The sequence below is a fragment of the Methylobacterium sp. J-026 genome (genome assembly GCF_022829585.1).
Lineage (GTDB): Bacteria > Pseudomonadota > Alphaproteobacteria > Rhizobiales > Beijerinckiaceae > Methylobacterium.
This window is the reverse complement of record NZ_JAKSYC010000168.1, coordinates 1-5972: the sequence shown is the minus strand read 5'-3', so window position 1 is coordinate 5972 and position 5972 is coordinate 1. Positions and strand designations below refer to the sequence as shown.

The 5972-nt window shown below is 69.5% G+C and carries 3 protein-coding genes and 1 pseudogene; 3 read left to right on the top strand and 1 reads right to left on the bottom strand.

Annotated features, from left to right (window positions below; genetic code table 11):
* Positions 1–181, top strand: a pseudogene (locus MKK69_RS15990) (hypothetical protein); the annotation flags it as partial.
* 91 nt (positions 182–272) lie between these two features.
* On the opposite strand, the gene urtA reads toward MKK69_RS15990, so the two are convergent.
* Positions 273–1541, bottom strand: a complete 1269-nt coding sequence (gene urtA, locus MKK69_RS15985; RefSeq protein ID WP_243969332.1) for an urea ABC transporter substrate-binding protein — start codon at positions 1539–1541, stop codon at positions 273–275.
* Between the two features lie 233 nt (positions 1542–1774).
* Here urtA and MKK69_RS15980 point away from each other — a divergent pair, with 233 nt between their 5' ends.
* Positions 1775–5143, top strand: a complete 3369-nt coding sequence (locus MKK69_RS15980) for an ATP-binding protein (RefSeq protein ID WP_243969330.1) — start codon at positions 1775–1777, stop codon at positions 5141–5143.
* A partial coding sequence (locus tag MKK69_RS15975) for a response regulator (protein WP_243969328.1) occupies positions 5136–5972 on the top strand: 837 nt, incomplete at its 3' end. The genes MKK69_RS15980 and MKK69_RS15975, both read left to right, overlap by 8 nt.

The window sequence follows — 5972 nt, the reverse complement described above, 5'->3', positions numbered from 1 at the left end:
CGGCGTCTCGACCAAAGCCAAGGCGTCGGAAGGGAAGATCCCGTTCAGCGACGCCGAGGCCAGTCTGATTCTCGGAGCGGCAGCGGCTGAGCGCGATCCCATCTACCGCTGGGTGCCGTGGCTGTGCGCCTATACCGGCGCGAGGGGAGCGCCGCTTCCGGATAGGTCGCGACGGAGGTGAAATCCTGCTCCGTCGCGCTGCCCCTCTCCCGACCCCTGCTGACGCAGGGGCCACCCTCCCCCGCAGAGGGGGGAGGGGAGAATCGGCGAGGCTACTGATAGCCCTTCGGGAACGGATCCGGCTTGATCAGCTCGGGGCTGGTGTAGACGATCTCGAACTGGCCATCCGGCTTGGCCTTGCCGACCCGGGTCTTCGACCAGAGGTGATGGTTCTCGTCGATCCTGACGTAGCCCTCGGGCGCGCCCTTGAACTCCAGCCCCGGCGAGGCCGCCACCACCTTGTCGACGTCGAAGGAACCGGCCTTCTCGCAGGCCATCTTCCACAGGAACGGCCCGAGATAGGCCGCCTGCGTCACGTCGCCGATGACGGTCTTCTCGCCCCACATCTTTTTGAAGGCCGCGACGAAGGCTTTGTTGTTGTCGTTCTCGATCGACTGGAAGTACTTCATGCACGCATAGGCGCCGGCGATGTTCTCGCCGCCGATGCCGTCGATCTCGTCCTCGGTGACCGAGATCGTCATCAGCACCTGCTTGGACAGGTCGATGCCGGCCGCCTTGAGCTGCTTGTAGAACGCCACGTTCGAGCCGCCGACCACGTCCGCGAAGATCACCTTCGGCTTGGTCAGCTTGATCTTGTTGATCACCGAGTTGAATTGGGTGTGGCCGAGCGGGAAGTATTCCTCGCCGACAACCTTACCCTTGAGCACGTTCTCGACGTGCTTGCGGGCGATCTTGTTTGAGGTGCGCGGCCAGATGTAGTCCGAGCCGATGAAGTAGAAGCTGTCGCCGCCCTTCTCCTTGTGGACCCAGTCGAGGCCGGCGAGGATCTGCTGCGTGGCCTCCTGACCAGTGTAGAAGACGTTCTTCGACTGCTCCAGGCCCTCGTAGAAGGTCGGGTAGTACAGGAGCCCGTTATACTGCTCGAACACCGGCAGCACCGCCTTACGCGAGGCCGAGGTCCAGCAGCCCATCACGGCGGCGCAATGGTCGTTGACCAGGAGCTTCTTGGCCTTCTCGGCGAAGGTCGGCCAGTCGGAGGCGCCGTCCTCCTGGATGATCTTGATCTTGCGGCCGAGGACGCCGCCGGCGTCGTTGATCTGCTGGATCGCGAGTTTTTCCGCTTCCTGCGCGCCCGTCTCGGAGATCGCCATCGTGCCGGTGATGGAGTGCAGGATGCCGACCGTCACCTCGGTGTCGGTCACCGCGAGGCCGGTGGTGTTGACCGCGGAGGTTGGGGCCGCCGCCCAGGCGCCCCGGGGCATCAGCGCCAGCGCCGGTGCGCCGGCCAGGCCCATGAGCAGCCTGCGCCGCAACGGGGAACGCAAGCCTTGATCCGCGCCGGTGTCGGTGTCGTCTGCCATCTGCCTGACCCTGTTCGCGTCCGGGGCCTTGAGAGGCGGCCGCGGATCGACGGGTGCAGGCTAGGACCTCGGTTGCGCTGCGGCCTATACGCTGTTTTGCGTATGGCCCTTTTCTTGCACGGGGTGCATGATCGCGACGCAGGATTCCGACGGGTGCGTTTCAAGGGTACGAGGGGGAGCGCGGGGTTTCCCCGAACGCTCGTTTTCTCGCGCGCGTGCGTGATCGCGGTGCGATGAACGGGCCGCAACGCATCATCCCGATCCGCCGGGACTACAACCGCTTCGTCGCCGACGAGACGCTGGAGGATTACGCCCTCCGGTTCACCGCCAAGAAGGCGCGGCGCTGGTCCGGCTTCGAGGTGGCGCAGACGGCGCTGGGATCGGTCTCGTTCCTGGCGCTGGAGGCGATCGGCGGGACGCTCGCCCTCACGGCCGGCTTCCCCAACACCCTGGCGGCGGTCCTCGTCGTCGGCCTGATCATCTTCGCGACGGCGACGCCAATCACCGTCTATGCCGCCCGCCACGGGGTCGACATGGATCTCCTGACCCGTGGCGCCGGGTTCGGCTATCTCGGCTCCACCGTCACGTCCCTGATCTACGCGAGCTTCACGTTCCTGTTCTTCGCCATCGAGGCGGCGATCATGGCGCTGGCGCTGCAGCTCTGCTTCGGGCTGCCGCTGGGGATCGGCTATCTCCTCTGCGCGGGGACAGTGATCCCGCTCGTGGTCTACGGCATCCGCCTGATCAGTCGCTTCCAGATCTGGACGCAGCCGCTCTGGATCGCCCTGAGCCTGCTGCCCCTGGCCTTCGTGGCGGGGCAGGGGGCGGAGCCGCTGCGCGCCCTCGTCCACTTCCCGGGCCTCGACGGCGGCGCCGGTCTCGACCTCGCCCGGTTCGGGCTCGCGACGGGCGTCCTGCTGGCGCTGCTCGCCCAGGTCGGCGAGCAGGTCGACTTCCTGCGCTTCGTGCCGGAACCGAACGGCCCGCGCGATCACCGGTGGTGGCTCCCGGTGCTGGCCGGGGGCGCCGGCTGGATCCTGCCCGGGATGCTCAAGATCCTGCTCGGCGCCGCGCTCGCGATCCTGGTGCTCGGCCACGGCGTGCCGCCCGAACACGCGGCCGAACCGACCCGCATGTACGCGGTGGCTTTCGGCTACCTGACCGGGGAGGGCAGCCGGGCGACCCTGCTGATCACCGGCCTCTTCGTGGTGGTCTCGCAACTGAAGATCAACCTGACCAACGCCTATGCCGGCTCGATCGCGTGGTCGAACTTCTTCTCCCGGCTGACGCACAGCCACCCCGGCCGGGTCGTGTGGCTGGTCTTCAATGTCGCCATCGCGCTGCTGCTGATGGAACTTGGCATCGACAAGACGATCGCGAGCACGCTGCCCCTCTACGCCTCGGTGGTCTCGGCCTGGGTCGGTGCGCTCGCCGCCGACCTCGCGGTCAACAAGCCCCTCGGGCTCTCGCCGCCCGGCATCGAGTTCAAGCGCGCCCATCTCTACGCGGTGAACCCGGTCGGGACCGGCGCGATGGTGCTGGCGCTCGCCGGCGGCGGCTTCGCCTATACCGGGCTGCTCGGTCCCGGCCTTCAGCCCTTCGCGCCGCTCCTGACCCTGGTGATCGCGTTCTGCGCCGCCCCCGCGATCGCCTGGGCGACGGCGGGGCGCTGGTATCTCGCCCGCGCTCCGAAGACCGACTGGCCGACCGCGGAGGTGGTCTGCCGGGTCTGCGAACTCCCCTTCGAGGCGGAGGACATGGCCCATTGCCCGGCCTACGACGCGCCGATCTGCTCGCTCTGCTGCTCGCTGGACGCCCGCTGCGGCGACCTGTGCAAGCCGCACGGCCGGCTGGAAGCGCAGGCGCAGGCGGCGGTCGCGCGGATCCTCCCGGGCCGCACCGCCGCCTGGATCGGCGCGCCCCTCGGCCGCTACCTGGCGGTGATGCTGACGCTGTGTGCGGTGATCGGCCTGATCCTCGGGATCGTGCATGCCGGGGCGACCATCGCGCATCCGGAGCACAGCGCGTTCCTGCGCGGCGCGCTCACCAGCGTGTTCTTCACCCTCACGGTCATCCTCGGCGTCGTGGCGTGGCTGTTCGTCCTCGCCCACGAGAGCCGCCGCGTCGCCCAGGCCGAGACGATGCGCCAGACCGCGCTCTACCAGGCGGAGATCGCTGCCCATAAGGTCACCGATGCCAAGCTGCAGGAGGCCAAGGAGCGGGCGGAGGCGGCCAACCAGGCCAAGAGCCGCTACGTGATCGGGATCAGCCACGAGTTGCGCACGCCGCTCTCCACCGTGCTCGGCTACGCGCAGCTCCTCGAGTCCGATCCGGCAATCCCGGTGCACCGCCTCAACGCCATCCGGGTGATCCGGCGCAGCGGCCAGCACCTGTCCGGGCTGATCGACGGCCTGCTCGACATCTCGCGCATGGAGGCCGGCCGCCTCCAGATCCACCGCGACGAGGTCCGGCTCTCCGATTTCCTCGACCAGCTGGTCGACATGGTCCGGCTCCAGGCGCGGGAGGCGGGCCTTGAGTTCCGCTTCTCGCGGCCCGAGATCCTGCCGGCGGTGGTCGCCACCGACGAGAAGCGGCTGCGGCAGGTGCTGCTCAACCTGCTGTCGAATGCCATCAAGTTCACGGAGGCCGGCACGGTCTCGCTGGACCTCAGCTACCGGAGCCAGATCGCCGCGTTCACGATCCGCGACACCGGGCCCGGCATCCCGGAGGCGGATCGCGCGCGGATCTTCGAGCCCTTCGAACGGGGCTCCACGGCGGCGGCCCGCAGCACGCCCGGCACGGGGCTGGGGCTGACCATCGCCAACCTGCTGGCGCAGCTCCTCGGCGGCGAGATCACCGTGGCGTCGGCGCCCGGGGGCGGCACGCAGGCCCGACTGCGGCTGATGCTGTCTTCGGTGGCCGAACCCGCGCCCATCGTCCTGCCGGCCCCCGCGCAGACGCCGGAACGGGCCTATGTAGGTGCCCGGCGCACCGTCCTGGTGGCCGATGACGATACCGCCCACCGCGCCCTGATGCGGGCGATCCTGGAGCCGCACGGGATCCTCGTGATCGAGGCGGGCTCGGGACCGGACTGCCTGGCGGCCGTGGCCGAGGGCGGGATCGACCTGATCCTGCTCGACATCGCCATGCCGGGGATGAGCGGCTGGGCCGCCGCGGCGGCCCTCCGGGCGGAGGGGCATACCGGCCCCATCGCCATGATGTCGGCCAACGTCCACGAGATCAGCCCGGTGCGGGGCGACGATGCCCCCCATGACGCGATCTTCGCAAAACCCTTCGATCTGCGCGACGTGCTGGAGCGGATCGGCAAGCTCCTGCACCTCGAATGGACCGATCCGGCGCCGCTCCCGCCCGCCCGCGTCCCGGCGCACGCGGAGATCGGTCATCCCGGCCCGGAACATGTCGGCGAATTGCTTCGCCTCGGGCGGATCGGCCATATCCGGGCCATCGAGGCCAAGCTCGACCGCATGGAGGCGGATACGTCGGTACCCCCGGCCTTCGTGGCGCAGATGCGCGGGCTGGTGGAGGGCTATGACCTGCGCCGCTACCTCTCGGTGCTGCAGGGGCTCGCCCGCAATGGCTGACACCCCGACCCCACGGCCGCACCGGGACGTGGTCCTGGTGGTCGACGATTCCCCCGACACCTTGAGCTTTCTCACCGAGGCGATCGAGCGCTCCGGCGCCACCGTCCTGGTGGCGGTGGGCGGCGACCTCGCCCTGGCGCTGGTGGACGAGATCACCCCCGACGTGATCCTCCTCGACGCCGTGATGCCCGGCATGGACGGGTTCGAGACCTGCCGCCGGCTCAAGGCCAAGCCGCAGCTCGCCGGCGTGCCGGTGATCTTCATGACGGGCCTGAGCGAGACCGAGCACATCGTGAAGGGTCTCTCCGCCGGCGGGATCGACTACGTCACCAAGCCCATCGCCCCCGACGAGATCCTGGCCCGGATCCGCGTCCATCTGGCCAGCGCCCGCGCTGCGCAGAGCGCGCGAGCGGCCCTCGACACGGCGGGGCGGACCCTGTTCGCCGTCGCGGAGGACGGGACCGTGCTGTGGTCGACGCCGCAGGCCGGTCGACTGCTGGCCGGGCTCGGGGCCGAGCCGTTCGACGTCTTCGCCCTGCCGCCGCGGGCCCGGGAATGGCTGCGGGGCTGCCTCGCCGGTGCGACCGGCACCCTGTCGCTGACCGACCGGGATGGGGTCGCCTACGCCCTCAGCTTCATCGGCCGCACGCCGGACGAGATTCTGCTGCGCCTGTCGCGCGAGGCGCAGGCGGCGGGGGTCGAGCGGCTGCGGGCGCGCCTGCCCGTCACGGGCCGGGAGGCGGAGGTCCTCCTCTGGCTCTCGCGCGGCAAGTCGAGCCGCGACATCGGTGAGATCCTCGGATTGAGCCATCGGACCGTCACCAAGCAT